The sequence below is a fragment of the Streptomyces sp. NPDC005533 genome, from assembly GCF_042871845.1.
GTDB lineage: Bacteria > Actinomycetota > Actinomycetes > Streptomycetales > Streptomycetaceae > Streptomyces.
The window spans coordinates 1-2,079 of record NZ_JBIAJH010000164.1 but is presented as its reverse complement, the minus strand read 5'-3'; the positions used below and the strand labels follow the sequence as shown (position 1 = coordinate 2,079).

2 protein-coding genes and 1 pseudogene are annotated in these 2,079 nt (G+C 65.1%); 1 reads left to right on the top strand and 2 read right to left on the bottom strand.

The window, feature by feature from the left end; all coding sequences use genetic code 11:
• Window positions 1-156 precede the first annotated feature (156 nt).
• Window positions 157-541: pseudogene (locus ACFYP3_RS37640) on the top strand (transposase); the annotation flags it as partial.
• Window positions 542-604: 63 nt separating this feature from the next.
• Here the strand turns inward: ACFYP3_RS37640 and ACFYP3_RS37635 are convergent.
• Both ACFYP3_RS37635 and ACFYP3_RS37630 read right to left on the bottom strand, forming a co-directional pair.
• Window positions 605-1,036 (bottom strand): hypothetical protein, encoded by a 432-nt coding sequence (locus ACFYP3_RS37635; protein WP_388842614.1) that lies wholly within the window; start codon window positions 1,034-1,036, stop codon window positions 605-607.
• Window positions 1,037-1,122: 86 nt separating this feature from the next.
• A protein-coding gene (locus ACFYP3_RS37630; protein ID WP_388842612.1) for an IS5 family transposase occupies window positions 1,123-1,955 on the bottom strand; the annotation gives its coding sequence in 2 pieces (ribosomal slippage) (window positions 1,123-1,605 and window positions 1,608-1,955; 831 coding nt in all).
• Between the last annotated feature and the right edge of the window lie 124 nt (window positions 1,956-2,079).

Sequence of the window (2,079 nt, the reverse complement as noted above, 5' to 3'; positions counted from 1 at the left end):
CCATCCCCGCAACTACCTGGCCTTCCTCGGCCTAGCAGCCGCCCTCTGCTGCTACAAACGCCTCGTCCGCCTCACCACATAGGACACGGTCTTAGTTGAAGCCCCGCCTAAAGTGCTCAGTGTTTCACCAGCTGAAACTCCCTCACCGCGAGGAACGAGGAACTGCTGAAGGCACATCCTCTTCCCGAGGTCCTAACGTCCATTTTGGGGATCGGCGTCAGGACGGAGCACGGATCCTCATCGACGTCGGCGGCGGATGCCGCTTCCCATCTGCCACCCAACCTCGCCGTTTACGCAGGCCTCCCCCCAGCGACCCGCAGCCCGGGCTCCTCGATCCCCCCGAGGCGGAGATAAGCAGCTCAAACGGGCCTTCTTCCTCTCCGCATTCGCCGCTCTGGCCGACCCGGCATCGCGTATCTAGTACCAGGGGAAGCACCACACCCAGGCCTTCCTCTGCCTCGCCAGACGCCGAGCCAACGTTCTCTTCGCTATTCTCCGCGAAGGCACCTTCTACGAACCCCAACCCGTCCCCACGGGTTGACGAAGCCCTTAGAGGTCCTAACAAAGACTCTGCATGGATCGAGAGGTAACCAGGCAGGCGGCCTCAGTGGCCGATGTCGCATGCTTCGTAGCTCTTCAGCCCGACCGGCAGCAGGGGCGGCACGAGTGTGTGCATGTACCAGCTCAGGTCGGTGAAGTCGACCGAGTCAGGTAGACGCCGCCGGTTGATGGTCGGGATGAAGCTGCAGTTCATGCGGCCAGGAAAGAACAGGAGCTGACCGCCTGTGCTCGCCTCCCCGTGGTAGATGCAGACGGCCACGTGGTGGTTCGCATGCTCGGGTGCGTCAAGGACGGCCAAGACATCCTGCGTGTGGTCGTGGGTTGTAGACCGCCAGTTGTAGAGGCCGTCGTCGTTCACCATGTACGAGAACGGCTTCTCCAGTACCCAGCCTGTGGCGGCCAGGGCCCCGATGGTGGTGCGGACCGTGAGCTCGCGGGCGAAGGTGAAGTCGATGTCTGCAGTCCTGGACGACACGGTGGCTCCTGGTGAAGGTTCGACGGCACCGCATCGTTGCCGAGGACGTGTCGAGCTGTCGATCGAATTGAGGGTCAAGGACCCTGTCAGATGCGTTGGACGTGGCGGTGGGTGATGAGGCAGGTCGCGAGACCGAGGAAGGCTTCGTGGATGTCGTCGCGTCGTTCCCACCTGACGCGTAGGCGCCGAAAGCCGTGCAGCCACGCGATGGTGCGCTCGACGACCCACCGGTGCACCCCGAGCCCCGACCCATGAGGGACACCGCGGCGGGCGATCACAGGTTTGATGCCCAGGGCCCGAACGAGCCGACGGTATTTGTCGTGGTCGTAGCCGCGGTCGCCGAGGACCGCATCGGGCCGCCGCCGCGGCCGCCCGACCAGGCCGGCGATGGACGGGACCTTGGCGAGGAGCGGCAGCAGCTGCGTGACGTCGTTGCGGTTTCCGCCGGTCAGCGACACCGCGAGCGGGATGCCCTTCCCGTCGACGAGGACATGGTGCTTGCTGCCCGGACGTGCGCGGTCGACCGGGCTGGGGCCGCTTTTGGGCCCCGCCGAGCAGCCCTCACATGGCTGGAGTCGATCACCGCCCGGGACCAGTCGAGCTGCTTCGCCGCCCGCAGCTTCGACAGCAGAACGACGTGGAGCCGGTCCCACACACCGGCCTCGTTCCACGCGGCGAGCCGCCGCCAGCACGTCATGCCGGACCCGAAGCCCAGCTCCTGAGGCAGGTACTCCCACTGAATGCCGGTGTGCAGCACGAACAGGATCCCGCACAGAGCCTGCCGGTCAGGAACCCTCGGCCGCCCCGCGACCAGCTTCGGACCCGGCTCCGGCAACAACGGCTCGATCAAAGACCACAGTGCGTCCGGCACGATCCACGGACGGGAGTTCCTCTTCCCCACGAACAGAGCAACGAGCATCTGAGCCGACAGTCACAGCATCAGCTTCTGTTACTGAGGATTTCGGGTTGTCGTCGGGTAGTGACGGTTCATGATCCCTGCGGTATGCCGTTGGTATGCGTTATCCGGAGGGTGGGGGCCTGAC